The organism is Neobacillus jeddahensis (genome assembly GCF_000612625.1).
GTDB classification, from domain to species: domain Bacteria; phylum Bacillota; class Bacilli; order Bacillales; family Cytobacillaceae; genus Neobacillus; species Neobacillus jeddahensis.
In genome coordinates, this window is record NZ_CCAS010000013.1 from 65,615 (window position 1) to 90,519 (window position 24,905).

Sequence of the window (24,905 nt, forward strand, 5' to 3'; positions counted from 1 at the left end):
CTTATATAACAGTTCCGTATTATTCAGATATTTTTATAATACAGTTTTTATTTTCAAATATATCCGTTCACATATTTTTCACAAACACCCCTTAAAAACCCTTATTCTAAAAGACTTCACAATTTCTTAACAAATTCACCACCTTTTATGCCACACGCTCTGCAATAAACCTGTTATACTAAAACCAAGCAATAGATATCCAATCTGTTATACTTTTTTCAATACTATAAGAGGTGAATAATAATGGAAAAATGGCAAGGCTTTATAAAAGGAACTTGGTCAAAAGAAGTGAATGTACGTGATTTTATTTTAAAAAACTTCAACCCTTATGAAGGCGATGATTCATTTTTAGAACCTGCAACTGAGGCAACCAATCAACTTTGGATACAAGTAATGGACTTAACTAGACAAGAACGTGAAAATGGCGGCGTTCTTGATATGGATACCGAAACAGTCTCTACTATTACCTCTCATGGCCCAGGATATTTGAATGAAGATTTAGAAAAAGTAGTTGGCGTTCAAACTGATAAACCGTTCAATCGCTCTTTACAACCCTTCGGTGGAATTCGGATGGCAAAACAAGCTTGCGCATCATATGGCTATGAATTAAATCCAGAAATCGAAAAAATCTTTACTGACTTCCGTAAAACACATAACCAAGGTGTATTTGATGCCTATACAGATGAAATGATGCTTGCTCGTAAAGCAGCCATCATTACTGGATTGCCGGATGCCTATGGAAGAGGACGAATTATTGGTGACTATCGTCGTATTGCATTATACGGCATTGATTTCCTTATTAAAGAAAAGCAATTAGACAAAAAGAACACTACGAGCGTAATGACCGAGGACAACATTCGCCTTCGCGAAGAAATTTCAGAGCAAATTCGTGCCTTGAATGAACTTAAAGAATTAGGAACTAGCTATGGATTTGACCTATCTCGCCCTGCTGAAAACGCTCAAGAAGCCTTCCAGTGGTTATACCTTGGTTACCTTGCTGCCATTAAAGAACAAAACGGCGCAGCAATGAGTCTTGGCCGTGTGTCAACCTTCTTGGATATTTACATCGAACGTGATTTACAAAATGGCACATTAACGGAAGTGGAAGCACAAGAAATCGTCGATCACTTCATCATGAAGCTTCGCTTAGTGAAATTTGCTCGTACACCAGATTATAATGAATTGTTTAGTGGTGACCCAACATGGGTAACGGAATCTATTGGTGGGATGGCACATGACGGCCGCGCACTTGTAACGAAAAACTCATTCCGTTTCCTTCATACTTTGGATAATTTAGGGGCAGCTCCAGAACCAAACTTAACTGTTTTATGGTCTCCACAGCTTCCTGAAAACTTTAAAAAGTATTGTGCTAAAATGTCAATCAAAACTAGTTCCATTCAATATGAAAATGACGATATTATGCGCCCTGAATACGGTGATGATTACGGAATTGCTTGCTGTGTATCTGCAATGGAAATCGGCAAACAAATGCAATTCTTCGGGGCACGTGCAAACCTTGCAAAGGCACTTCTTTACTCGATTAATGGTGGCGTCGATGAAAAATTAAAAATTCAAGTGGGTCCGCAATATCTCCCAATTACCGCTGAAGTGTTAGAATATAAAGAAGTAATGCAACGTTTCGACCAAATGATGGATTGGCTTGCTGGTCTATACATTAATACCCTTAATGTTATACACTACATGCATGATAAATATAGCTATGAAAGAATTGAAATGGCTTTACATGATACCAAAATCCTTCGTACTATGGCTGGCGGCATCGCAGGTTTGAGTGTCGTGGCTGATTCCTTAAGTGCTATTAAATACGGAGAAGTTAAAGTGATCCGTGATGAAAATGGATTAGCCGTTGATTTTGAAACAGATGGTGACTTCCCTAAATACGGTAACAATGATGATCGCGTGGATAGTATTGCGGTAGAAATCGTCGAAACCTTTATGAAAAAATTACGCAAACATGCCACCTACCGCGATTCACTTCATACATTATCCGTATTAACGATTACTTCAAATGTGGTATACGGTAAGAAAACTGGGAATACTCCTGACGGCCGTCGTGCTGGCGAACCGTTTGCACCTGGTGCAAACCCAATGCATGGCCGTGACACAAAAGGAACTCTTGCTTCCCTATCTTCTGTTGCGAAGATTCCATACAGTTCCGCAATGGATGGTATTTCAAATACTTTCTCCATCGTTCCAAAAGCACTTGGAAAAGAAGAAGAAAGTCAAGTTCGTAATTTAGTCTCCATTTTAGATGGCTATGCTGTTAAAACTGGACATCATTTAAACGTAAACGTCTTTAATCGAGAAACATTAATTGATGCGATGGAACATCCAGAATTATATCCACAATTAACGATCCGAGTATCAGGATATGCAGTCAACTTTATTAAATTAACAAAAGAACAACAGCTTGATGTTATTAACCGTACGTTCCATGAATCACTATAACTAGATTGATAGGAGCTCCCCTAGTGGAGCTCCTGCTTAAAATGAAAGGGGATTTTAATCATGAACGGAAATATTCATTCTATTGAAACATTAGGGACAGTTGATGGACCGGGGATTCGATATGTCATTTTTACCCAAGGCTGTCTTTTACGGTGCCAATTTTGCCATAACGCGGATACTTGGGAAATCGGGTCCGGCAAGGAAATGACTGTTTCCGAAATCATGGATGATCTCATGAGCTATCTTCCTTTCATACAAGCATCTGGAGGTGGGATTACGGTTAGTGGCGGTGAACCATTGCTGCAAGTTCCTTTCTTAACAGCATTATTTAAAGAATGTAAGAAGAAAGGTATTCATACCACTATTGATTCTTCAGGTGGCTGCTTCTCTCACTCTAAACTCTTTATTGAACAACTAGAAGAATTATTACTATATACAGATTTAGTATTACTGGATTTGAAGCATATCAATAGGAAGAAGCATATCCAACTTACTGGGATGGCCAATGATCATATTCTTGAATTTGCAAAATTCTTGTCCGATCGCCATGTTCCTATTTGGGTGCGTCACGTTCTCGTCCCAACTGTTACAGATGACCCTATAGATTTGCAACAACTAGGAGAATTTATTGGCACTCTCGAAAATGTACAAAAGATTGAAATTCTCCCCTACCACAAGCTTGGGGTTTATAAATGGGAAGCACTTGGACATGAATATCAGCTCAGCCATGTAGAGCCTCCTACTGAGGCCAAAGTGGACTTTGCCAATCAAATGTTGACAGCCCACTGGAAAGCACCTCAACAACACTGATTCTTTTATGGATCAGTGTTTTTCTTCTAATTTTATAAGGTTCTTTCCTACCTTTAAATATTATTAGTAATCTCTTCATAAAATGGCATTTTAACAGCGATAAAATTGATTCTTTGCCGGTTCTCCTATATACTCATATCATTGACATTTAAAGCGAGGTGATAATTTTTGATTCAATTGCTACTTGATATTTCAGATATAAATGCCTTAAACGCACTTTATGTGAGTATCTACTTAGGTATCACAATAAAATTTTTATGGGCATGGGGAGTTGAATATTCATTTATTGGTTCCTTATCTGATCCGGCAAACACAAAAATTATTCACCCATTAGTTTTTTACCGTAAACGAAGCTGTCTAAATGGAAACTTAATTCTGAAAAGAATTGTTAAATATATTCGTAGAAAAAGATGCTCACAAGATGATTCCGAGGATCCAATTTCCTTCCTTTTAATTTAACCACACATTAATAGACATTTTAGGAGGAAATATGAAAACGAAACGATCTTCACTTTTACTTTTAGCACTTTTAATTTTACCAACCCTATTATTAACTGCTTGTTCATCACAAACACAAAATGGTAATAAAACTGGGTTTTTTCAAACTTATTTTGTCCATCCATTCTCATCCATCATCCATGCAACAGCTGAATTATTCAATGGGAACTATGGTTTAGCCATCATTATCATTACAGTTTTGATCAGACTTATCTTAATGCCATTAATGTTACGACAATACAAAAATCAAATGGTAATGAAGGAAAAAATGGATGTATTAAAGCCTGAAATGGATGCTATTCAAAAGAAAATGAAGGCTGAAAAGGATCCAAAGAAAAAGCAAGAGTTGCAAACAGAAATGATGGGGCTTTATCAGAAACATGGTGTTAATCCACTTAACATGGGTTGTTTGCCAATGCTAATTCAAATGCCTATCTTAACTGCATTTTATTATGCCATTCGTGGATCAAAGGAAATTGCTTCCCATCAATTCTTGTGGTTTAATCTAGGACATCCTGATATCATTATTACGATTATTGCAGGGCTAGTTTATTACTTCCAATTTAAGGTTTCACAATCAAACATGCCAACAGCACAACAACAACAAATGAAAATCATGGGACTAATGTCACCGCTCATGATTGTGATGTTTTCATTTAACGCACCTGCAGCTTTACCGCTTTATTGGGTAGTTGGTGGTACATTCCTAACAATCCAAACACTGATTAGCCGTAAATTGTATCAATCAGCAAAACCAACTAAGACAGCAGTAACGCAAAAATAGTTAAAACCTGTAGGTAAGTTTCAACATTGAATGAATATGAAAAATGAATAGACTCATATTGGGGCACTCTGCCCCATACCACAAAAAAAAGAAGCAGCGCTGCTTCTTTTTTTTACCTATGCATCTTGAAAATATTCCTTATAAAATCCGCCTACTTTACCAGTATTATCAATTATGTAATAAAACTCTTCAGTTTCGTTTTTTACATCATAGATTTTCCCAGTTGTTAAGGCATTATTAACAAGATATTTTTTAGCATCGGTATGAACACATTTTACTTTTTTTACTGTTTCGCGATCTTTCCATGATAAATGAATCATCGTTGCCACCGTCCTCTCGGTCATTGTCCATGTACTAGTATAATCAATCCGACCAGTGGAGTGCAACCATATCATCCTTTACAATCAACGAATAGATTTTATTTTTTTACAATCTCTAATGCTTCTTCTCGAAGTCGAAATTTTTGTATTTTCCCCGATGCAGTCATCGGATATTCCTTTGTGAATTCAATATAGCGAGGAATTTTATGTTTAGAAATGGACCCAGCGCAATACTGTTTTATTTCTTCAGCTGTAGCAAACTCCCCCTCTTTTAAAATAATCCACGCCATAACCTCTTCCCCATACACTTCATCAGGAATCCCAATAATTTGAACATCAAGAACTTTGGGATGGGAGTAAAGGAATTCTTCGATTTCACGTGGATAAATATTTTCTCCGCCTCTAATTATCATATCTTTTAACCGACCAGTGATTTTGCAATAGCCACTTTCATCCATGATGGCCAAATCCCCCGTGTGCAACCATCCAGTATCATCAATCACAGCATTTGTCGCAGTATTGTTCTTATAGTAGCCTTTCATCACATGGTATCCGCGTGTACATAGTTCACCTTGTATACCACGTGCAACTTCAATAGAAGTAACTGGTTCGACAATCTTCACTTCCACGTTTGGAAGTGCTTTTCCAACTGTTTCCACTCGTAACTCAATTGGATCATCCGTTCTTGTTTGTGTGATAACTGGGGAGGATTCTGTCTGACCATAGGCAATGGTTATTTCCTTCGCTCCCATTTTTTCAATCACTGCTTTCATTACTTCAATCGGACAATTGGAACCAGCCATAATTCCTGTTCGTAAAGACGTTAAGTCAAAACTTTCAAATTCAGGTTCATTTAATTCTGCGATAAACATTGTTGGAACCCCGTGTAGACCTGTACACTTTTCATCTTGGACTGTTTGTAAAACTCTTTTCGGGTTAAATTCCTGAACTGGAACCATAGTGGCACCAACAGAAACACACGCCATCGTCCCAAGAACGCACCCAAAGCAATGAAAAAACGGCACGGGTATACAAAGTCTATCTGCTACAGTTAGCTTCATACAACTGGCTATATTAAAGCCATTATTGACGATATTATTATGGGTCAGCATGACCCCTTTTGGAAATCCCGTTGTTCCTGATGTATATTGCATATTAATGACATCATTAGGATCAAGTGAATTTATCCGCTGATCTAATTCTTCATCCGAAACTTCTTCACCTAATCTTACAATTTCATTCCAGCTATATGTTCCAGGATATTGTTTTTCCCCTAGGACAATTACATTTTTCAGAAAAGGCAACTTACTGCTCTGGAGTTTTCCTTTTTCAGACATCCTCAATTCTGGTACTATATCATAAATCATATCAATATAGGAGGTTCCCTTACAGCTGTCCATTAATATAATTGTGGTGGAATCAGATTGTTTTAGAAGATATTCAAGTTCAGCCGTCCGATAATTAGTATTCACTGTGACGAGAACGGCACCCATTTTTCCAGTTGCAAATTGCGTTATCAACCATTCCGGAGTATTCGTCGACCAAGCAGCTAATTGGTCTCCCTTGTTAATACCCAGCTTCATAAGCCCCTTGGCTGCCTTCCGGCAAATCTGATCAAATTCACGATACGTCCATCTTAAGTCTCGATCTGAATAAATCACGGCTGTATGCTCAGGGTGTAATTCTGCTTTTCTTTCTAATAACTTTCCAATGGACACTTCTAATAAAGTCGACATTCTTTCATCCCCTCCACATTAGGTAATCCGCCTTAATTTAAACGCTTACAAAAATATGTTACCACATTTATCTTAATATTCAATATTTTTAAAATATAACTATAAATATGCATTTGTGAACCTTTTTTTAAATTTGGTAAATTAGGGTTCTTAAATGCAATGAAAACCATTACAATTATAAAAACTGAATATTCATTCCATTTTCCGAGGAGGCATTCTTTAATTGAAAATTATGAGTAACGAACAATTGGTTGTTTCGTATCGGGATGCAGTAAAATCTGGAGAGGAAAAGGAAAAAGAATGGATTCAAATTTTGAAAGATGAAATTCAACGTCGTGGTTTAAGGCCATTTAAGAATCGAAGTTTCCCCAAAAAGGCATAGAAAAACCGCTGAACTTCAGCGGTTTTTCTATTTCCTAGATTAAAGGGTAGACGATCTTGTGTGGATTTAAATTATAAATTGTGGCCAACAACTGGGAGGACAACATTCACTCTGGTCCCTACCCCTTCTTTACTCTCAATGGAAATAGATCCATTATATTTTTTGATTAGCCTTTGGGCAATCGATAGGCCGAGACCTGTTCCACCGCTCTCTCTGCCACGTGCCTTATCAATTCTGTAAAAACGATTAAATACTTTGGAAATATGCTCATTTGGTATTCCTATCCCGCTATCGACGACTGAAATCCAAATTTCATGCCCTTGTTGAATAGCAGATATCCGAATCTTTTTTTTGCTACAAGAGTACTTTATTGAATTATCTAATAGAATAATCATGAGTTGTTCAAAATGCTGTTTGGCAATTGCTAAACTCGGTAATGACTTGTTAAGATCAATAGTAAATTGGTAATCAGGGTGAAGGATTTCTAAATTTTTCACCAATTGCTGCAAAATAACAGAAATATCGCTATTTTCATCATTTTTTAATCTCAACTGATCGGCTCTAGTCAAATGCAATAAGTCATTGATTAACTTTTTTAATCTTGTTACCTCTTGAAGGGAGGTCTCTAATGATTCATCTAAAATGGCAGGATCCTTTTTTCCCCATCGATTTAGTAATGAAAGATGTCCTTCTAAAATAGAAACAGGTGTCCTTAGTTCATGTGAAGCATCTTCAACAAATTGTTTCTGAAGCAGAAAGGACTTTTCTATGTCATCCATCATTTCATTAAAAACATTTGTGAGAGCCGTTAATTCATCCTTTTGTTTATAAACAACCATTCTTTCCTGAAAACCATTTTCCTTGATTCTCTTCATTGCATTGGCCAAATCTCTTACAGGCTTTAAAAGTTGTTTTGCCAGAAAAAAACCGCTGATTGCACTAAATAAAATAGCAGCAACTCCAAATATTGTCATTACCCAAAAGAGATTACTCATCATTTTATGATAATTGTTTAATTGTCGCACAATTTCCAGTGTTCCTTTAAAATTATCACCACTTAACGGGTACCTAGCGACATACGCTTCATTCCCCTCGATTGAAACCAATTCCGTCGTACTATTCTTTGCTGGTATAGGCTCTAATACAGCATATTCACCATTCTTATCGGAAACAAGGATCTTCCCCTTTTGATCATATATCCTTATTAATTGGTCATTATCATTCATTTTTCTTAAAAATTCTTCACTCTTCTGAATATCTTCACTTGTTAACTCGTTACCTTTTTCTTTATAAAATGTGGCAATATCAGTCATCGTCCTATTAATGGCTATTTCTTCACGATTCATCATCCATTTTGAAACGGTATGATATTCTAAGAAACTAAATAGAAAAAAAGTAAAAAAAATGGCTGTTGAACCACTTAACACTAACTTTGTCTGCCATGATAGTCGATTTAGTTGCTTCCTTATCTTGTTAATCATCTCATAACATATCCTGTCCCACGAACTGTTTCGATATAGCTTCCTTCATTTTGCTTGTCAATTTTGTTTCGTAAATAGCGCACATATACATCGACGACATTTGTTTCAACGCCCGTACTGTAGCCCCAAACCTTATTTAAGAGTACCTCTCGAGTTAACACAATGTTGATGTTGCTCATGAAAATAACCAATAAGTCATATTCTCGCTTTGTAAGAGCGATTACCTTATCTCCTTTTTTAACGACGCAGGATTCTAATTCAACAACAAGATCCTTAAACGTCAGGATAGTCATCTCATTAGACGTGGGAGTGAGTGCATCAACCCTTCTGAATAAAGCCCTTAATCGAGCCAATAATTCTTCAATGGCAAATGGTTTTACAATATAGTCATCAGCACCACTATCAAGACCCGAAACACGATCCAACACACTATCACGTGCAGTAATCATAATAATCGGAATTGTCTTGTTAGTTTGCCTAATCCGCCTGCATACCTCCATCCCATTTAATTCGGGAAGCATTAAATCCAATAAGATAGCATCCCAGTGATCGGCAAGTGCTAATTGTAATCCACTTCGACCATCAGCAGAAACGGTAGTCTCATACCCCTCATAAGTCATCTCAAGTTCTATAAACCTAGCTAAATTTTTCTCATCTTCTATAATTAATAATTTTGACATACATTCCACACTCACAGTACGTTTTTCTATTATTTTAACTGATGTTTATCGCGAATAAAATCCATCACCGCCTGAATAATTTCAATTGACTGATAAGATATGAGCGAAAGAGCCGTGAGTGAGAAGAAGCCAACTATGACAAATCGTATCCATAACATAATCCATTCCTCCTTGTTCAATCATTTCGGCTACAAAAAGGTACCCCTTATTTCCATTAATTATATCGTTGTAATAATACATCTATAAGAAGTGGCAATGATGAAAAGTAAATGAGAATTCGCTTAGAAAATAAATTAAAAAAGCACAACGCGTGTGCTTTTTGGCTATAAAAAGGATTAATTTATTTTATTTGCTTCAATAAAAGGTGGAATCGATAATTCCTCTAACTTTGCAATGATTTTCACAGCAGCATCTTCAGGATTGTCAGCAAAAATATCAAAAAAATCCCCTTCATATTCTTGCCTTGCATGTTCATATCGTGTGTCATAATAATGTTGAAGTAATATCAAGATGATCTCTGGATAATTTTGCTCATGTAGTAATTCTAAAAGTCTATTTCGAATCTCTGGGTCCTTTATACGTTTTAATACCTTGTTAATTCCCTGTGAAATTTTGTCATGATACCATGTTTCATCCATGTATGGCGACACATATTCAGCGACAAGCTGCTTTACTCTTTGTTCAAGGGAAGAATGAATACAAATATTCATTCCTTGAAATTTAACGTCCATCAATTTTTCTGGTTGAACGGCTTTACCTATTCTTTTGCTCTCCGCTTCCACAAGAAAATAGTTACTCCCTTGAATATCTTGAAGACCTTTATATAATAAAGAGTCAAATGTTTTTTGATTGTGGCCTTCACTCAGACCAATCGTGCCAAAAATAGAACCACGATGACCAGCCATTCCTTCTAGGTCTAGAACAGGATAGCCTTTATTTTCCAAAATTTTCAATACCTCAGTTTTACCTACTCCTGTCATCCCGTGAAGTACAATTGCCTTTTCAGGAATAAATTCGGGGATACTCTCAAGGATAAAATGACGGTATGCTTTATACCCACCAACTAGGCGCCATGCGTAAACTCCTGCAAATTCTAAAAAGGTCACTACTGCTTTACTTCTCATCCCTCCCCGCCAACAATGGATAACTAACTCACCCTCTGTATGGTAGGATTTTATTGTCTGTAATAAAGACGGAATTTTGGGAGACACAAATTCCATCGCCTTCCACTTAGCTGCTGCTTGTCCTTCATGTTTATAGATCGTACCTATTTCTTCACGTTCTTTATCGGAAAATAAGGGAACATTGATTGCTCCAGGGATAGCTCCGTCTTTAAACTCTATCGGAGATCGTATATCAATAATTATTCGTTTATTTAAGCGAAACAAATCTTCTACAGTTATTTCCTTCATATATATTACGCCCCTAGAAAAAATAATAAAACGTTCAGATAAAAAGCAATAAAAACAAACAAAACTTCCACTACTGGAAGTTTTAAAAATTTGTTCATTAAATAGAAATCATACGCAAAAATTTATTATTACAATGATATATATCTATTATAAAGAAGAATTGCACTGTATTCAAGAAATTGAAAATTTACTTTTTTAAAGACTGCCAATTAAAAAGTCTACTCCAATAAGATGAAGTAGACTTGTAAACCTTACATGATATTTGATTCCTGTTTGAAGATAGACATCAAATTTTCCAATTCACCCAGATCATCTTGCTCAAATAAATCAACCACTTTACTTCCTACAATCACTCCGTCACAATAGGCAGTGATTTCTGAGATTTGATGCTTATTTGAGATTCCGAAACCTGCCATTACCGGAATGGGACTTACCTGTTTCACTAACTGCAGAAATTGATATAACTGCTCATCGTATTCCTTCCTTTCTCCAGTAATTCCCTTGACCGTTACCATGTATAAAAAGCCCCTTCCCTTGCTCGCAATTGTTTTAATTCGTTCGAGTGGTGTTGTAAGAGTAACCAGGCGAATTAATTCCAACTGTACTTCTTCGAGCTGTGGCGCAATCATTTCCTCCTCTTCAATCGGAAGATCAGGAATAATACAGCCATCTACCCCTGCTTGACGGATATCCTTGACAAATTCATTTATGCCATATGCATAAATAGGATTTAAATAGGTCATAAGAATGATTGGAATAGTTACTACCTCTCGCGCCTTTTCAAGCACGCTAATTATTTCTTTGAGTGTCGTCCCATTCTCCAGTGCTCTTAATCCTGCTTGTTGAATGGTGGGTCCATCTGCTACAGGGTCAGAAAACGGAACTCCAACCTCTATTGCAGTGGCGCCAAATCGTTCCAGTAATACTAGTCTGTCAACAAGAACCTCTAATCCCCCATCCCCTGCCATTATGTACGGAACAAAGGCCTTTTTGTTGTTTTCTTTTAGTAATGAGAACGCTTTTTCAATCCGATTCATGTTACTTCCCTCCCTCAATCCTTGCTTTTACTGTGTCTACATCCTTATCTCCACGGCCAGATAAACAAACAACAATATTTTCTGTTTTTTCCATTTCACCTGCTAATTTGATAGCATAGGCAACAGCATGGGCACTCTCAAGTGCTGGGATGATACCTTCGAGCTTCGATAAAAGTTGAAAGGCATCAAGTGCTTCATGATCTGTAATCGAGAAATAGCTTGCCCGACCACTATCTTTTAAATAGCTATGTTCCGGCCCAACTCCAGGATAATCCAATCCTGCAGAAATAGAATGAGCTTCTTGGACCTGACCATCATCCGTTTGTAATAAATACATTAAAGCACCGTGTAAAACGCCCGGTTTTCCTTTCGTTAATGAAGCGGCATGAAAATCCGTCTCTACCCCTGCTCCCGCTGCCTCGACCCCAAATAATTGGACCGTCTCATCTTCAATAAATGGATAGAACATCCCCATTGCGTTGCTACCTCCTCCGATACAAGCAACGACAGCCTCGGGAAGACAACCATTCCTTTCTAAAAACTGCGCTTTTGTTTCCTTTCCAATCACACTTTGGAAATCTCGTACTATTACCGGGAAAGGATGTGGCCCCATCACAGATCCTAATAAGTAATGAGTATCGTCGACGTTAGCTACCCAGTATCTTAATGCTTCATTAACGGCATCCTTTAGAGTCGCACTTCCAGAGGTTACTCCTACAACCTTTGCACCTAACAATTCCATTCTGAAAACATTTAATGATTGACGTTTTATATCTTCTTCACCCATAAAAATGATACAATCAAGATTTAGTAATGCACAAACAGTAGCTGTTGCAACACCATGCTGGCCAGCACCAGTTTCGGCAACAATTCTTCTTTTCCCCATTCTTACTGCTAACAATGCCTGACCGATCGCGTTGTTTATCTTATGTGCACCTGTATGGTTTAGATCTTCTCTTTTTAGGTAGATATTCGCTCCACCCGCATGCTTTGTGAGATTTTCTGCAAAATATAAGGGAGTTTCTCTGCCAACATACTCTTTTAGTAATCTCGAAATTTCGGCTTGAAAACTGGAATCATTCTTTGCCTCTTCATATGCTTCATTCAGTTCAATCACAGCCTTCATTAATGTCTCTGGAACAAATCTTCCCCCAAAAATGCCATAATGGCCTTTTTCATTCGGCAACGTATATGTGTTCATTCTATTCTCCTCCAACTTTCCTAGTTTTGACCTTATTAATAAAAGCTTCGATCTTCACAAGATCTTTTACTCCATTTGTTTCAACTCCTGAACTTACATCTACCATATAAGGATTCATAATTGAAATAGCTTCTTCCACGTTTTCAACATGTAATCCTCCAGCTAAAATGAGCTTTTTTCCATTTAAGTAAGCTGTTTGCACCTCACTCCAATTAAAGGCAGTACCATTTCCACCATGATATTTGCCTTTTGGACCATCGAGAAGGATATAATCTGCAGGAAAGGATTGCATGGCCGCCAGCACTTTATTTCCTTGGAAGCTAATCGCTTTGATTACTGGTAATGAGAGCGATTCACAATAAATGGCCGATTCGTCTCCATGTAATTGAAGATGTGTTAAACCCACATAGGAAGCGATCCTTTCCATTTCCTTGCTGTTCTCGTTTACAAAGACGCCAATTTTTTTTACTTCTGAGGGAAGTGCCAGTACGATTTCTTTAGCTCTATCCAGAGAAACTTTGCGTTTACTATCAGCAAATACTAGCCCGATAGCATCAGCACCTAACTTTACAGCAGCCTGCGCTGTGGACACATCGGTTATGCCACAAATTTTCACCTTCACTTGTTAACAGCCCCTTTAAGTCGTATACGAAGGTTTAAAAAGGATTTGTTGACATCCTGGCTAATCATCAATGACTCACCCACTAACACTCCCCTTGCACCTACGTTTCTAACCCGCTCTGCATCCTCTTGTTTGTGGATTCCACTTTCACTTATGAGATACGCACCATATTGTTTTACAATCGGAGCTAATTGTTCTGTAATCCCAAGTGATACATGGAAAGTTTTCAAGTCACGATTATTGACACCAATGAGTTTTGCACCTGTTTTAACCGCCGTTTCTAGTTCAGCTAGATTATGCACCTCAACTAATACCTCTAGACCTTTAGATTTTGCATAATGAAAAAGGTCCATCAATTGCTCCTCTTTTAACGCAGCAACAATTAACAGTATAAGATCAGCTCCATTGGCTGCTGCTATATCTATTTGAATGGGATCAATGACAAAGTCTTTACAAAGAATCGGGATATCCACTTTTTCACGTACTGCTTTTAAATCGGTAAACGAGCCTTTAAAAAAGGGTGAATCGGTTAAAACGGAAATAGCTGCAGCACCTGCCTTTTCATAAATGACTGCTTGTTGCACTGGTTCAATTCCCTCATTAATTATTCCTTTGGATGGTGAGGCTCGTTTAAATTCAGCAATAATCGAAAGTTCAGTCGCATCCTCAAGCTTTTGTAAAAATGACCTTATTGGACCGTTTCTTCTTTGGATCATTTGTTTATTTTGATGAAGGTGTAAAACCTCCTTCCTTTTCTCAGCAATTATTTTGTCAAGGATGGTTGCCATTTATATCGCCTCACTTTTCTCTGCTTGTGAACGTTTAATAAGGTCCGTTAATTTCGAATAGGCCTTACCTGTGTCAATGATGTCTTTTGCCATTTCAATGCCATCTACTATGGAAGTGGCCTTTCCTGCCGTAAAAATTCCAATTCCTGCATTGAGTAACACCGTATCACGATGGGCTCCTTTTTTTCCCTTTAGTACATTTACTAAGATCTCACTATTTTCCATTGAATCTCCACCCTTAATTGCAATGTTGTTATAAAGCGGAAGATTCATTTCTTCAGGATGAAAAGTTAGATTTGTGATTACTCCATCTTCTAACAGAGCATAATGGTTTTCTCCTTGAAGGGAAGCTTCGTCCATAAAGCCTGCCCCATTTATTACAACAGCCCGTTTACGACCAAGCATCTGTAACACTTCTGCAAATACATTTAGTAAATCTCTTCGATTAACTCCTAATAATTGATAATCTAACTCGATTGGATTGGTTAATGGCCCGATAAAATTAAATATGGTTGGGATTTTCAATTGCCTCCTCACAGTCATAACTTTCTTTAATTTCGGATGGACATGTGGGGCATATAAAAAGGCAATGCCAATTTCTTGGAGGATTTCCTCTGTTCGTTCTGCTGATAAATTTAGGTTTACGCCAAGATATTCAAGCACATCTGCACTCCCCGTCTTACTCGAAATACTGCGATTGCCATGCTTGGCAACGGGAATGCCAGCTCCTGCTATGACAAACGCAGAAGTTGTGCTTACATTAAAACTAGACGAGCCATCCCCTCCTGTTCCACAATTATCCAGAACATTCGGAAATCTCTGTTTAAATGTCAAGGTATTTCCCTTCAACGCTCTAACAATTCCCGCAATTTCTTCAACCGTTTCTCCTTTTGATTTTAAACCCATAAGAAATGCAGCTATTTCAGATTCCGTGACTTCTTCATCTAAAATAAACTCCACTACTTCTTTCATTTGCCTTTCCGTAAAAGATTGCTGCTCAGCTAATTGAAGTAGATAGTTTTTCATTCTTTTTCTCCCCTTCTATTTCAATTATAAAATTTTTTAATAGCTGCTTACCAGTAGGTGTACCAATTGATTCTGGATGAAATTGCAGCCCATAAACCGGGTAGTTTGGATGCTTTATAGCCATCACTTCATTATCGTCCTTGGAAATTGCGATACACTCTAAATCTGTTGAACCACTTGATATTTCAATCGCTAATGAGTGATAGCGCATCACTTCTAATGGAGACTCTAAGTTTGAAAATACCCCGGTTCCTCGATGGGTAATAAACGAAGTTTTGCCATGTTTAATAAAATTTGCTCTTCTTATTTTATATCCAAAGACCGCACCAATCGCTTGATGGCCGAGGCAAATACCTAAAATAGGGATATCTTTATAAAAGGTCCGAATAATTTCCATGCAAATCCCTGCATGTTCTGGCCTTCCAGGACCTGGAGATAGAATAATGGCCTTTGGTTTCATTTCTTTAATTTGATCCATACTTAGCTGATTGTTCCGGTAAACGACTATTTTTTCCCCTAATTCACCTAAATACTGATAAAGATTAAATGTAAACGAGTCGAAATTGTCAATCAGTAAAATCATTATTCACCCTCCAAAAAGGATCTTAGTTTATTTAATGTTTCCTCATATTCTGAGTCTGGCTGTGAATCATGAACAATCCCAGCACCCGCCTGTATGGTCGCTGTTCCATTTTTAATAATCATCGTCCGGATTGCCAAGGCGAAATCAATATTTCCACTAGCTGATACATAACCAACTGCCCCAGCATAAAGCCCACGTTTTGATTTTTCTAAGGAATTAATAATTTCCATTGCACGGACCTTTGGAGCTCCTGAAACCGTTCCGGCTGGAAGGCAAGCTGCCAGAGCATCTAATGCCGTATTTTCTGGATTAAGTGTGCCGCTTATTTCGGAAACAAGATGGATGACATGTCGGAATTTTTCAACTGACAAATATTTATCAATATGGACTGACCCAAACTCACATACCTTACCAAGGTCATTTCTTCCAAGATCCACTAACATTCGATGCTCTGCAAGTTCCTTTTTATCATTAAATAATTCATTGGCAATTTGTTCATCTTCTTCACTTGATTTCCCTCTCCGTTTTGTCCCAGCTATCGGATTAGCAATCACCGTTGTGCCCCTTGTTTTTATTAAGCTTTCCGGGGAGGAACCAAGTACAGTATATTCTTCGAACTCGATATAAAACATATAGGGTGTAGGATTTGTACTCCTATGCTTCCGATAAAGGGATAGTGGCGTTCCCTGAAAAGTTGATTGCATTCTTCTTGACAGGACAACTTGAAAGATATCCCCTGCTACAATATGTTCCTTTGCAATTTCAACATTCTTCATAAACGCTTCCTTAGTCGAGTCTGAAGTAAAGCCTGTAAAATGAAATGGCTCTTCTTCACGATAAAAGTCTGGTTCCTTCAGTTCATCCATTCTTTGTAATATCCGTTGTGTAATTGCTTCTTTACTACTTTGTTCTGAAAGTGGTATTCCACAAATCATCACTTTCTCCTCAAGATGGTCAAACACAATGACCTCCTCATAAAACATTAAATGCACATCCGGCATATCTAATTGGTCAGGGTATTCTTTTCCGATTATTTCGAAATTTCTGATGATGTCATATCCAACATACCCTACCGCTCCTCCAATAAAGGGAAAAAGATTTACTTCATCGTCACTTTTTGGTATTAATTTTGTTAATATCTCTAGCGGGTTCCCTTTCAAAATCTGTTTCTTACCATCACGACTAATGACTTCATTCTTGTCGTCTCTTGATATGAGTTCAAATGCGGGATCAGATCCAATAAAAGAATATCTGCCGGAATCATTGTATTTATGAGAACTCTCCAATAGGAATTTCTTCCTCCCACTAATCTTTTGTAAAATTGAAATAGGCGTCAATGTATCACCCTTCATTTCCTGAATGATAAGCTTATTTAATGTTTTCATCTCATAACTCCTTTTTATTAAATAAAAAAATCGTCCTCTATATGCGCAAATAGTTTGCGCATATAGAGGACGATTCTAAGACCGTGGTGCCACCTCCATTCGAAGCAAGTAAAACGCTGCTTCCTCTTTTCGGATACAGAAACATGCTCTGCTCGATATCCTATCCTTTTAACGGTGGAACTCCGGGTATCCCTACTCTGCTTCAAGATACCTCTCGCAAGTCCATTCCACAAATCCATTCATATCGGGTTTCCACCTAGCCCCAACTCTCTGGAAAGAAATTTAATTTGTGTACTCCTCTTGCTCAACGATTTCGTTATAATTTATTCTGAATAAAACAAAAAGGGCCTCCATCCAAAAAGGACGGGAGACCCGTGGTGCCACCTTCATTAGCTAAAATATAGCTCACTTTACCGATATCAAAGCAAATGCTTGAATATCTGACTCTTGTAACGATGAGATTTTCGCCAAAGCCTACTGACCATTATGGAGGTTCGGTTTGGAGGCTCGGAAGTCCATTCACTATTACGTCTTCACTGATTTTCACCAACCATCAGCTCTCTAAACAATCCGTACTAGTTACTACTCTTCGTCAACGCCGTATACGATTTTCTTTATTGATTATTATCCTATCCAACTTTGTCTTGAGTGTCAAGTATTTTTTGAAATTTTAGCTTTATTTAATTATCAACTTTTATTACTTGAGTACTTCCATTTAAAGGATTTAGTGTCCATAGGTATTTTTAAGAAAATAAGTAAATAGTAAAGGTAGTTAACAATGTAATTAGAACGATGAATGTATGTAAAATTTAGAAGCAAAAATGAAGGCGGGATAGAGGATTCATGGAACATATCGAACAATTATGCCAAGAGCCAAAGGGAGCAAAAAAGAAACAGAAGGCTGGTGGGCGAAAAAAGTCCAATGAAATATCTATTCAAAAATGGGCAATTGTCTCACTGTCTTCCATTCCTTTAGTCATGACTTTAGGGAATTCAATGTTGATTCCTGTGTTACCTTCCATGGAAACAAAATTATCAATTTCCTCTTTTCAAACGAGTATGGTCATAACGGTATATTCCATTGTTGCCATTTTTCTAATTCCTGTAGCAGGCTACCTTTCAGATCACATAGGGAGGAAAAAAGTTATCATTCCAAGTCTTGTCATTGCAGGTATTGGAGGAATTGTTTCCGGTTGGGCTGCCTGGAAATTAGCGGATGCCTATTGGCTTATATTAATTGGCCGTGCACTCCAAGGGGTTGGTGCAGCAGGCGCAGCACCGATTGTCATGCCCCTTGTAGGTGATATGTTTAAAAATGATGATGATGTCAGTAGTTGTTTGGGTCTTATTGAAACTTCCAATACGTTTGGAAAGGTCTTAAGCCCCATATTAGGGGCATTTCTTGCTGGTTTTATTTGGTTTTTGCCCTTTTTTTCGTTTCCTGTCTTTTGTGCAATTTCCGTTATTATGATGATTTTCCTTGTTAAATGTCCCAAAACGACTGAAAAACCAATCCCTTTCAAGGATTTTTTTGTGAATGTGAAAAATACCTTTACCGAAAAAGGACGTTGGCTTTATGCCATCTTTTTTATTGGAGGTATACTAATGCTCGTTCTATTTGGTATATTGTTTTACCTCTCTGAAATTTTCGAAAAAGAATATGGAATCAAGGATGTCAAAAAGGGCTTCTTTTTAGCCTTACCCTTAGGGGCACTATGTTTATCATCATTTATTAGCGGAAAAGTCATTAAGAAAAATAAAGTATTAATGAAATGGATTACTTTTGGGGGTATAGTCTTCGCTGCTGTTTCGATTGCGGCACTGTGGTTCTCGATTAACCTTTGGTATATGATTACCATGTTTCTCATTAGCGGAGTTGGGATTGGATTAAGCCTTCCATGTCTCGATGCTTTAATTACGGAAGGTATTGAAAAAAAAGAGAGAGGAACAATTTCTTCGATTTATAGCTCAATGCGGTTTATTGGTGTCGCAGCAGGGCCGCCTATGATTGCTCTGTTAATGAAGTATGCCACCCATTGGATTTTCATCACATTAAGCAGCCTCAGTATTGTGGCAGCAATTGTAGCGTTGATCGCGATTAAACCAAAGGCAAATGCATAAAAAAGGGTAGATACCTACTTACCACTTTAGAAGGGCAAACGTCTAAAGTAACCGTGCTGAAGAATTATTTTCAGCACTTTTTTTAATGACCCGTAAAATCATTCTGACTAGTTAAATTTGTTTTCCTATTTTTTATACCAATAATATAATAGATATGCTATAATATATCTTGTTTATAATGAAGTTTGCGGGTGTGGTTTAATGGTAGAATTTCAGCTTCCCAAGCTGACGGCGGGGGTTCGATTCCCCTCACCCGCTCCAACAATGGAGAAGTACCCAAGTGGTTATAAGGGGGCGCACTCGAAATGCGTTAGGACGGGCAACCGTTGCGTGAGTTCGAATCTCATCTTCTCCTCCATCTTTTCGTGTTTACACCACTCCATGAAGTGGTTTTTATTTTTCATACAAAAAGAAGTAAGAGCAGTTCTCTGGAGTCTTAATCACTCTGTAGAGACTCCTCTTATTTTTTATTCAAACGGGCTTAACCATCCCGAATCGCGATTAAAACAAACTGGACATGTACGTTTATCTTCTTGAAATGTATGAAAAGCCCTCCCACAATCTCGGCATTCTCCTATATGAAAGCCAAGCTGTGAGTTTTCTTTTTTCTTAATTTCCGGTTTTATTTGAATTGCCTCTTCAGGACAAATATCATAACAATCCCGACAGTTAACACAGTTCTGATGTTCAATTTGTAAAGATTCGTTCTCAACTTGAAAAACTGCTTGTGCACAAAAGGAAAAGCACGCCTGACAGAAGGTACATTTATCTTTATCAATATCCACCGTGTAAAATTGATCATCTGGATAATAATGCCTCAATACCCAATCATTCGCATTCATCTTCCATGACGCAGGAGTCATACTCTTTGCCAGTTGCTTTCCTTCCTTTTGAAGTGAGCTAAATAGCCCTCGTCTTGAAAAGGTTTTTTCTTCGCTCTTTCTCACAATTTCCAAGACTGGTTGTCCAAGCAGCGTTAATTGATGATTTGCCTCATTAATGGTTTGCTCCCAGTTTTCATTAAGTCTTGAGGTATTCACACGAATATGAGCCAACCCTCTTTTCTTGTAAATCAGTAATTCTTTTACACTTGGAGTATAGCAGTCCGAATAGATTAAACACCCACTGTTGATTTCTCTAGATGTAGGAATCCCCTCGATAGCAGACAATGGACAAGCAATCATACACTCCCCACAGGAGGTACATGTTTCTAAGTTTATTTCGATTGCCTCCTCGGTAAGAGAAAGGGACCCCTTATTACATACTTCTGAGCAGATACTACAGGTTGATCGTCGATTTCTCCTCCTCGAGCACTTGTTGGTAATATTGGGATCGATGTGCAAGCTTTCTAGCCAATTCATTAATAGAGACATTTCATCACCTGCTGATAAGGTTAACTGCTGGATAATTTCGCATCCTTATGTGGAGTGATCACAATATTTGGATGTGTAATCGTATTACTTGGCATTCCTTTTATTTGACTGACATTTCCGTATTTTTTTCGCAGCTCTTCAACTGGACCAAATTCAATTGCCCTCATTGGACACGTCGTTACACATACGGGTTCTTCCCCTAATTCTTGCAAATCAATACAGAAATTACATTTATTTGATTTAAAAACTTTTTGATTAAATTGTGGTGCTCCATAAGGACATGCTTTCACACATAATTGACTCCCTACGCAAATATCCTGATCAATCGTCACTACCCCATTTTTTTTACTTTTCTCAATGGCTCCTACTGGACAGACAGGGATACAAGCTGGTTGTTTACAGTGATTGCAGGCTATTGAAAAATAATATGATTTTACGTTCTGAACAATCCCGCCGCTTGGTTGCTCAAGAAAGGAACCTTCCTCATAAGAGTATACTCTTCGGAAATTAATCCCGACATCATGGTTGTTTTTATCTTTACAAGAAACGGAACATGCTTTACAACCAGTACAGAGACTTTGATTAATATAAAATCCTAATTGTTCCAAATTCCTCACTCCCTATGCTTTCTTAACTTCAACAAGGTTTGTTAATTGCGGATTTGCTTTAGCAAGGGCAGTCGGTCTCTGTGATGTCAGCACATTAACTGAACCCCGTTGATCAAGCCCGTTTTTATCAGGAGTATACCAAGCACCTTGAGGAATTCCAGCAACTCCTGGAGTGATTCTTGGTGTCACTTTTACATCAATCAAAAGAGAACCCCGTTCATTAAACACCTGAACACGGTCACCATTTTTTATCCCTCGTTTATCGGCATCGTTCGGATTCAACCACATTTCTTGTTTGGCTGCTTCTTCAAGCCATTCCTGGTTATCATAGGTGGAGTGACATCTTCGTTTATAATGCCAACTGATCAGCTGTAATGGAAATTCATTAATTAATGGATCCTCTGGTCCCTCCCATGAGGAGATATATTTCGCAATCGCAGGAATTTCTTCATGTTGGTTCATATCCCATAATGCTTTTGAAAACAATTCAATCTTCCCAGAAGGAGTCTCAAATGGATTTTTCTCAAGATCATCAATTTGATCTTTAAAGCCTACAAGTGGTTCATCATATTTAAAGTGATGTACTCCTTGCTTTCGGAATTCCTCGAACGTCGGAAAGTTCGGATCTAACTCTTTTTTCGTTCTTTCCACACTTTCCTTTACTAAGTCAAGAGTGCTTCTCCCTTCGGTAAATTTCTCTTTAACACCTAATTTACCTGCAATTTCTGCAAACACATCATATTCATCCCGGCATTCATATAGTGGGTCAATTGTTTTATCGCCAAAAACGACGTAATCTCCGAAACACCAAGGTACACCGATATCATAGCGTTCAAAAAAGGTTGTTCCAGGCAATAAAATATCAGCATATTTAGCACTTGGAGTCATAAATAAATCACTGACAACAATAAACTCAACTTTACTTTCATCTTCTAAAAGTTTGCGAGTTTTATTGATATCCGCATGCTGATTAATCAACATGTTCCCTGCCATATTAAAAATGGCTTTAATGTTAGTCGTAAGTTTATCTGTGCCAACTAAACCATCTGTAGCGGTCATTTCCGTGCCTTTTTCAACAGCAGTTGTCCAAAGGAAACAAGGGATAGATGCTTTTACAGGATTTTCAACTGAAAATGGATAAACAATGTCTGAGCGGCTCCAATAACCTGTCCCTGCAGCCCAGCCGCCAAGCTTACCAACATTTCCGGTCAAACAGGCTAATTGAGCACCCCCACGCATAAATTGCTCACCATACGCTTGTCGCTGCGCAGCCCAGCCTTGTATTAACGCGGCTGGCTTAGTGTTCGCATATTCACGGGCAATTTCACGTATTTTAGCTGCAGAGACCCCACAAATCTGTTCGGCCCATTCAGGGGTTTTTGGAACACCATCTTTTTCTCCTAGTAAATAATTTTGTAAGGATTCCTCTTTCGCTACTCCATCCGGCATATGATCCCCGTCAAAACCAATACAATATTTATCTAAGAACGCTTGATCATGCAATTTTTCGGTAACAATCACATACCCCATTGCATCCATCAAAGCCGTATCAGTTGTTGGAAGGATTGGAATCCACTCATCTGCAAAGGCTATTGCCGTATCTGTATATCTTGGGTCAATGACGATAATTTTTGTACCATTTTTCTTTGCCTGCATTAAATATTCACGATATGGTGTCGAAAAAATCATTTCGGATGGGTTTTGACCCCATAAAATAATCAACTTTGAATGCAAGAGAGAATCAAAACTGCTACCAGAATTGTTGGTTCCATACGTATACGGAGTGGCAACATTTCCAGCACCAGAACTATAATCATTCCGAGCATTCAAATAACCGCCTGTAAGAGCTAATAATTTCCTTGCTGCACTTTTTCCCCCGTGTAGTCCCCAACTTTGCCCTGATGCATAGTTTACATACCTTGATTCAGGACCATACTTATCCCCAATTCGTTTAACCTTCGACGCAATCGTTTCAATGGCTTCGTCCCAAGATATCCGTTCAAATTTGCCTTCGCCCCTTTTCCCAATTCGCTTCATCGGAAATTTCAGTCGATCCGGGTGATAGAGTAAACTGCGATAGTTTCTACCCCTGACACATGCTCGGAGTGGAGGCGTCGATAGGTCACCGCCCGGTTGTGTGTCAGTACTTACACGTACTACTACTCCATCTTTTACATGGGCTTTAATGACACAGCGTCCCCCGCAGTTATTAATACTACATGTTGAAATAATTTTCTCATTGTCTTTTGCAACTGCTTTTTTTGTTTCTTCTTTATGGTCCACCAGCATCTTTGTTCCAATTCCACCAGCGATTACCGGAATCCCAATCGCCCCTGACCATTTCAGAAAGGTGCGCCTCTGCATTTTATTGTTTAATAAATTCTTTAAATGGTTATTTTCAGACATTGGCTAACGCCTCCCGTATTTCCAATAAAGATGCTAAATCGTAGTTAATAAAGTCTTTCAATAGCATGGCAGCCCCGATGTATAACTGACTTTTGGTATGATCAATAACTCTGTCACAAAAATTAGGAATCCAAATGGATAGATGTTCTTGATGCAGGTGTATCTGACTAGAGATTAATTCTAAAATTTCATCCGTTTCGCTTGGCTGCAAGCATAAATCAGAAAGATGAATCATAAATTCCAATTCAAGTAGCAAATGGTCATCCGGTTCATTATTTTCTTTGATAAATTTAAGTCCAAATTGATGATATTGGTCTCTTATTTGAAGCATACAATCATCAAATAACAGATGGTCTTTACTCCTATAAAATGATTCCCAAGGAGGTGCAGCCAAATAGCCTGGTCCAACAAAAAGACGATGATATTCCTCTATTTCTAGTCTGTAGTTTTCTGTGGTCAATTGTGCAAAGAAGCAAGCGAGAATTCCTCCACCTTCGTGGAACTCCTCTAGTTCACCAAAATTTACTAGGGTACCAATTTCAAACAATATCTCCTCATTTGTTGGATCTAAAAATAAGGAATATAGGATTTTGTAAAAATTTTGTCTCGATTGCATAAACGGCTGTAATTGGGTATGTATCGACTTAGTTAATGTCATTTCCACTCTCCTTAAATGTGAAATATTTCACATACATTAATAAATTTATTCCTCCTTTTTCTTAGTAAATATGTAAGCCTTTCAATGTTTATCTTACCTTATAGCTCCAAAGTTGGAACTGATTTGTTCAATTATTCACATTAAGTTCAAAATCAATAGACACTTCAGTAGTAATTTTTTTCAGTGAGGAAAAAAAGGTGTATAATAAGATGGTCGAATAAACAGCAAAGGATGATACACTTGAACATTACTGGACACGAAGTTGAAAAATTAGAAGACCCATTTGGTTTATTATCAGGTGATCGCTATGAGTTCTTTCTTGAACTTGAAGTAGATATAGAAGATGAGCTCTATTCTGAAAATGGAATTGGCTTAAAAGTTATTTTTGTAAGTGATGAAAGCGAAGAAAAAATTACCAACTATTACTTTTATGAACGTGGAAGCGACAAGGTTCTTGATTTTGAACTGGAGGAAGATGAGGAGGAACTTGTCCTTACTTATTGTAAAGAACATCGGGTGGAATAA

The 24,905-nt window shown here is 37.8% G+C and carries 23 protein-coding genes, 2 tRNA genes and 2 other annotated features; of the genes, 8 read left to right on the forward strand and 17 right to left on the reverse strand.

Annotation, left to right across the window (positions count from 1 at the left end; genetic code table 11):
* The first annotated feature begins 243 nt into the window (after positions 1 to 243).
* The 3 genes from pflB (at position 244) to yidC (ending at position 4,561) form a co-directional block, all read left to right on the forward strand.
* Positions 244 to 2,469 carry a formate C-acetyltransferase gene (gene pflB, locus TY15_RS08515; RefSeq protein WP_040208665.1) on the forward strand — a complete coding sequence of 742 codons (2,226 nt, stop codon included), beginning with the start codon at positions 244 to 246 and terminating at the stop codon, positions 2,467 to 2,469.
* 60 nt (positions 2,470 to 2,529) lie between these two features.
* Entirely contained in the window at positions 2,530 to 3,279 is a 750-nt protein-coding gene (gene pflA / locus TY15_RS08520; protein WP_040208664.1) for a pyruvate formate-lyase-activating protein, read from the forward strand.
* A gap of 490 nt (positions 3,280 to 3,769) precedes the next feature.
* A complete protein-coding gene (yidC, locus tag TY15_RS08530) occupies positions 3,770 to 4,561 on the forward strand; it encodes a membrane protein insertase YidC (protein ID WP_040208661.1) in 792 nt (263 codons plus the stop codon).
* Between the two features lie 116 nt (positions 4,562 to 4,677).
* Here yidC and TY15_RS08535 read toward each other — a convergent pair whose 3' ends face one another.
* Positions 4,678 to 4,881 (reverse strand): DUF6501 family protein, encoded by a 204-nt coding sequence (locus tag TY15_RS08535; protein ID WP_040208785.1) that lies wholly within the window; start codon positions 4,879 to 4,881, stop codon positions 4,678 to 4,680.
* Between the two features lie 98 nt (positions 4,882 to 4,979).
* The gene (locus TY15_RS08540; RefSeq protein WP_040208660.1) at positions 4,980 to 6,617 is read right to left on the reverse strand and encodes an AMP-binding protein; all 1,638 of its coding nucleotides are present in this window, start codon (positions 6,615 to 6,617) and stop codon (positions 4,980 to 4,982) included.
* A 232-nt stretch (positions 6,618 to 6,849) separates the two neighbouring features.
* Between TY15_RS08540 and TY15_RS08545 the strand changes: the two genes are divergently transcribed.
* The gene (locus TY15_RS08545; RefSeq protein ID WP_392391390.1) at positions 6,850 to 6,999 is read left to right on the forward strand and encodes a sporulation histidine kinase inhibitor Sda; all 150 of its coding nucleotides are present in this window, start codon (positions 6,850 to 6,852) and stop codon (positions 6,997 to 6,999) included.
* 71 nt (positions 7,000 to 7,070) lie between these two features.
* Here TY15_RS08545 and TY15_RS08550 read toward each other — a convergent pair whose 3' ends face one another.
* The 11 genes from TY15_RS08550 to trpE form a co-directional block, all read right to left on the reverse strand.
* Complete coding sequence (locus TY15_RS08550; protein ID WP_040208658.1) at positions 7,071 to 8,480, reverse strand: HAMP domain-containing sensor histidine kinase; 1,410 nt, start codon at positions 8,478 to 8,480, stop codon at positions 7,071 to 7,073.
* Positions 8,477 to 9,160 (reverse strand): response regulator transcription factor, encoded by a 684-nt coding sequence (locus tag TY15_RS08555; RefSeq protein ID WP_040208657.1) that lies wholly within the window; start codon positions 9,158 to 9,160, stop codon positions 8,477 to 8,479. The genes TY15_RS08550 and TY15_RS08555 overlap by 4 nt, the downstream gene beginning before the upstream one ends.
* Positions 9,161 to 9,189: 29 nt before the next feature.
* Positions 9,190 to 9,318, reverse strand: a complete 129-nt coding sequence (locus TY15_RS25120; RefSeq protein WP_257000283.1) for a hypothetical protein — start codon at positions 9,316 to 9,318, stop codon at positions 9,190 to 9,192.
* Positions 9,319 to 9,495: 177 nt separating this feature from the next.
* Positions 9,496 to 10,572: a tRNA 2-selenouridine(34) synthase MnmH gene (mnmH, locus tag TY15_RS08560; RefSeq protein WP_040208656.1), complete on the reverse strand. Its 1,077-nt coding sequence runs from the start codon at positions 10,570 to 10,572 to the stop codon at positions 9,496 to 9,498.
* Between the two features lie 251 nt (positions 10,573 to 10,823).
* Positions 10,824 to 11,609 carry a tryptophan synthase subunit alpha gene (gene trpA / locus TY15_RS08565; RefSeq protein ID WP_040208654.1) on the reverse strand — a complete coding sequence of 262 codons (786 nt, stop codon included), beginning with the start codon at positions 11,607 to 11,609 and terminating at the stop codon, positions 10,824 to 10,826.
* Position 11,610: 1 nt separating this feature from the next.
* Positions 11,611 to 12,810 carry a tryptophan synthase subunit beta gene (trpB, locus tag TY15_RS08570; RefSeq protein ID WP_040208653.1) on the reverse strand — a complete coding sequence of 400 codons (1,200 nt, stop codon included), beginning with the start codon at positions 12,808 to 12,810 and terminating at the stop codon, positions 11,611 to 11,613.
* Position 12,811: 1 nt separating this feature from the next.
* Positions 12,812 to 13,432 (reverse strand): phosphoribosylanthranilate isomerase, encoded by a 621-nt coding sequence (locus tag TY15_RS08575; RefSeq protein ID WP_040208652.1) that lies wholly within the window; start codon positions 13,430 to 13,432, stop codon positions 12,812 to 12,814.
* On the reverse strand, positions 13,429 to 14,220 hold the full coding sequence (trpC, locus tag TY15_RS08580; protein WP_040208650.1) for an indole-3-glycerol phosphate synthase TrpC: 792 nt from the start codon (positions 14,218 to 14,220) through the stop codon (positions 13,429 to 13,431). The genes TY15_RS08575 and trpC overlap by 4 nt, the downstream gene beginning before the upstream one ends.
* On the reverse strand, positions 14,221 to 15,246 hold the full coding sequence (gene trpD, locus TY15_RS08585) for an anthranilate phosphoribosyltransferase (RefSeq protein ID WP_040208648.1): 1,026 nt from the start codon (positions 15,244 to 15,246) through the stop codon (positions 14,221 to 14,223).
* Positions 15,218 to 15,829, reverse strand: a complete 612-nt coding sequence (locus TY15_RS08590; RefSeq protein ID WP_040208647.1) for an anthranilate synthase component II — start codon at positions 15,827 to 15,829, stop codon at positions 15,218 to 15,220. Before TY15_RS08590 ends, trpD begins: the two co-directional genes overlap by 29 nt.
* Positions 15,829 to 17,214: an anthranilate synthase component I gene (trpE, locus tag TY15_RS08595; protein WP_040208645.1), complete on the reverse strand. Its 1,386-nt coding sequence runs from the start codon at positions 17,212 to 17,214 to the stop codon at positions 15,829 to 15,831. The genes TY15_RS08590 and trpE overlap by 1 nt, the downstream gene beginning before the upstream one ends.
* Positions 17,215 to 17,276: 62 nt before the next feature.
* Positions 17,277 to 17,531 (reverse strand) — a binding site (T-box leader).
* Positions 17,532 to 17,570: 39 nt separating this feature from the next.
* Positions 17,571 to 17,819: a binding site (T-box leader), on the reverse strand.
* A gap of 238 nt (positions 17,820 to 18,057) precedes the next feature.
* On the opposite strand from trpE, the gene TY15_RS08605 reads away from it, so the two are divergent.
* The 3 genes from TY15_RS08605 to TY15_RS08615 all read left to right on the forward strand — a co-directional run bounded on the left by TY15_RS08605 (position 18,058) and on the right by TY15_RS08615 (position 19,693).
* Positions 18,058 to 19,335 (forward strand): bacillibactin exporter BcbE, encoded by a 1,278-nt coding sequence (locus TY15_RS08605; protein ID WP_040208643.1) that lies wholly within the window; start codon positions 18,058 to 18,060, stop codon positions 19,333 to 19,335.
* Positions 19,336 to 19,522: 187 nt separating this feature from the next.
* Positions 19,523 to 19,596 (forward strand) — tRNA-Gly (locus TY15_RS08610).
* Between the two features lie 5 nt (positions 19,597 to 19,601).
* Positions 19,602 to 19,693, forward strand: a tRNA-Ser gene (locus tag TY15_RS08615).
* Between the two features lie 109 nt (positions 19,694 to 19,802).
* On the opposite strand, the gene TY15_RS08620 is transcribed toward TY15_RS08615, so the two are convergent.
* From TY15_RS08620 to TY15_RS08635, 4 genes are read right to left on the reverse strand one after another with little or no spacing between them, the layout of a single operon-like run.
* The gene (locus TY15_RS08620; protein WP_074432792.1) at positions 19,803 to 20,708 is read right to left on the reverse strand and encodes a 4Fe-4S dicluster domain-containing protein; all 906 of its coding nucleotides are present in this window, start codon (positions 20,706 to 20,708) and stop codon (positions 19,803 to 19,805) included.
* A gap of 20 nt (positions 20,709 to 20,728) precedes the next feature.
* The gene (locus TY15_RS08625; RefSeq protein ID WP_042374321.1) at positions 20,729 to 21,316 is read right to left on the reverse strand and encodes a DMSO/selenate family reductase complex B subunit; all 588 of its coding nucleotides are present in this window, start codon (positions 21,314 to 21,316) and stop codon (positions 20,729 to 20,731) included.
* A gap of 12 nt (positions 21,317 to 21,328) precedes the next feature.
* A complete protein-coding gene (locus TY15_RS08630) occupies positions 21,329 to 23,722 on the reverse strand; it encodes a DMSO/selenate family reductase complex A subunit (protein ID WP_040208638.1) in 2,394 nt (797 codons plus the stop codon).
* Positions 23,715 to 24,380, reverse strand: a complete 666-nt coding sequence (locus TY15_RS08635) for a TorD/DmsD family molecular chaperone (protein WP_052353732.1) — start codon at positions 24,378 to 24,380, stop codon at positions 23,715 to 23,717. The genes TY15_RS08630 and TY15_RS08635 overlap by 8 nt, the downstream gene beginning before the upstream one ends.
* Before the next feature lie 231 nt (positions 24,381 to 24,611).
* Here TY15_RS08635 and TY15_RS08640 point away from each other — a divergent pair, with 231 nt between their 5' ends.
* On the forward strand, positions 24,612 to 24,905 hold the full coding sequence (locus tag TY15_RS08640; RefSeq protein ID WP_040208637.1) for a DUF6509 family protein: 294 nt from the start codon (positions 24,612 to 24,614) through the stop codon (positions 24,903 to 24,905).

Excerpts from the sequence above, each read along its gene's own strand:
- pflB (WP_040208665.1), top strand. The coding sequence starts at position 244 with ATGGAAAAATGGCAAGGCTTTATAAAAGGAACTTGGTCAAAAGAAGTG.
- pflA (WP_040208664.1), top strand. The coding sequence starts at position 2,530 with ATGAACGGAAATATTCATTCTATTGAAACATTAGGGACAGTTGATGGA.
- yidC (WP_040208661.1), top strand. The coding sequence starts at position 3,770 with ATGAAAACGAAACGATCTTCACTTTTACTTTTAGCACTTTTAATTTTA.
- TY15_RS08535 (WP_040208785.1), bottom strand. The coding sequence starts at position 4,881 with ATGATTCATTTATCATGGAAAGATCGCGAAACAGTAAAAAAAGTAAAA.
- TY15_RS08540 (WP_040208660.1), bottom strand. The coding sequence starts at position 6,617 with ATGTCGACTTTATTAGAAGTGTCCATTGGAAAGTTATTAGAAAGAAAA.
- TY15_RS08545 (WP_392391390.1), top strand. The coding sequence starts at position 6,850 with ATGAGTAACGAACAATTGGTTGTTTCGTATCGGGATGCAGTAAAATCT.
- TY15_RS08550 (WP_040208658.1), bottom strand. The coding sequence starts at position 8,480 with ATGATTAACAAGATAAGGAAGCAACTAAATCGACTATCATGGCAGACA.
- TY15_RS08555 (WP_040208657.1), bottom strand. The coding sequence starts at position 9,160 with ATGTCAAAATTATTAATTATAGAAGATGAGAAAAATTTAGCTAGGTTT.
- TY15_RS25120 (WP_257000283.1), bottom strand. The coding sequence starts at position 9,318 with ATGTTATGGATACGATTTGTCATAGTTGGCTTCTTCTCACTCACGGCT.
- mnmH (WP_040208656.1), bottom strand. The coding sequence starts at position 10,572 with ATGAAGGAAATAACTGTAGAAGATTTGTTTCGCTTAAATAAACGAATA.
- trpA (WP_040208654.1), bottom strand. The coding sequence starts at position 11,609 with ATGAATCGGATTGAAAAAGCGTTCTCATTACTAAAAGAAAACAACAAA.
- trpB (WP_040208653.1), bottom strand. The coding sequence starts at position 12,810 with ATGAACACATATACGTTGCCGAATGAAAAAGGCCATTATGGCATTTTT.
- trpC (WP_040208650.1), bottom strand. The coding sequence starts at position 14,220 with ATGGCAACCATCCTTGACAAAATAATTGCTGAGAAAAGGAAGGAGGTT.
- trpD (WP_040208648.1), bottom strand. The coding sequence starts at position 15,246 with ATGAAAAACTATCTACTTCAATTAGCTGAGCAGCAATCTTTTACGGAA.
- TY15_RS08590 (WP_040208647.1), bottom strand. The coding sequence starts at position 15,829 with ATGATTTTACTGATTGACAATTTCGACTCGTTTACATTTAATCTTTAT.
- trpE (WP_040208645.1), bottom strand. The coding sequence starts at position 17,214 with ATGAAAACATTAAATAAGCTTATCATTCAGGAAATGAAGGGTGATACA.
- TY15_RS08605 (WP_040208643.1), top strand. The coding sequence starts at position 18,058 with ATGGAACATATCGAACAATTATGCCAAGAGCCAAAGGGAGCAAAAAAG.
- TY15_RS08620 (WP_074432792.1), bottom strand. The coding sequence starts at position 20,708 with ATGTCTCTATTAATGAATTGGCTAGAAAGCTTGCACATCGATCCCAAT.
- TY15_RS08630 (WP_040208638.1), bottom strand. The coding sequence starts at position 23,722 with ATGTCTGAAAATAACCATTTAAAGAATTTATTAAACAATAAAATGCAG.
- TY15_RS08635 (WP_052353732.1), bottom strand. The coding sequence starts at position 24,380 with ATGACATTAACTAAGTCGATACATACCCAATTACAGCCGTTTATGCAA.
- TY15_RS08640 (WP_040208637.1), top strand. The coding sequence starts at position 24,612 with ATGATACACTTGAACATTACTGGACACGAAGTTGAAAAATTAGAAGAC.